Annotated in this window: 1 protein-coding gene; it reads left to right on the forward strand. The window is 67.1% G+C overall.

The window, feature by feature from the left end:
- The coding region (locus IRT45_RS36550; protein WP_194810302.1) for a condensation domain-containing protein at positions 1–216 on the forward strand (216 nt) is incomplete at both ends.

Here is a 216-nt window from a genome sequence, read left to right on the forward strand (position 1 = left end):
CGGACAGCGCGCGAACACAACGCCACCACCTTCATGGTGATCGAAGCCGCCTTGACGATCCTGTTGTCGAAGATCAGCGCCGGCCCCGACGTGGCGGTCGGGCTCGCCGTCGCCGGCCGCGACGACCCCGCGCTCGACGAGCTGGTCGGGTTCTTCGTCAACACCCTCGTACTACGAGTCGATCTCACCGGGGACCCCACCCTCACCGAGGTACTC

The organism is Nocardia sp. BSTN01, assembly GCF_015354405.1.
Lineage (GTDB): Bacteria > Actinomycetota > Actinomycetes > Mycobacteriales > Mycobacteriaceae > Nocardia.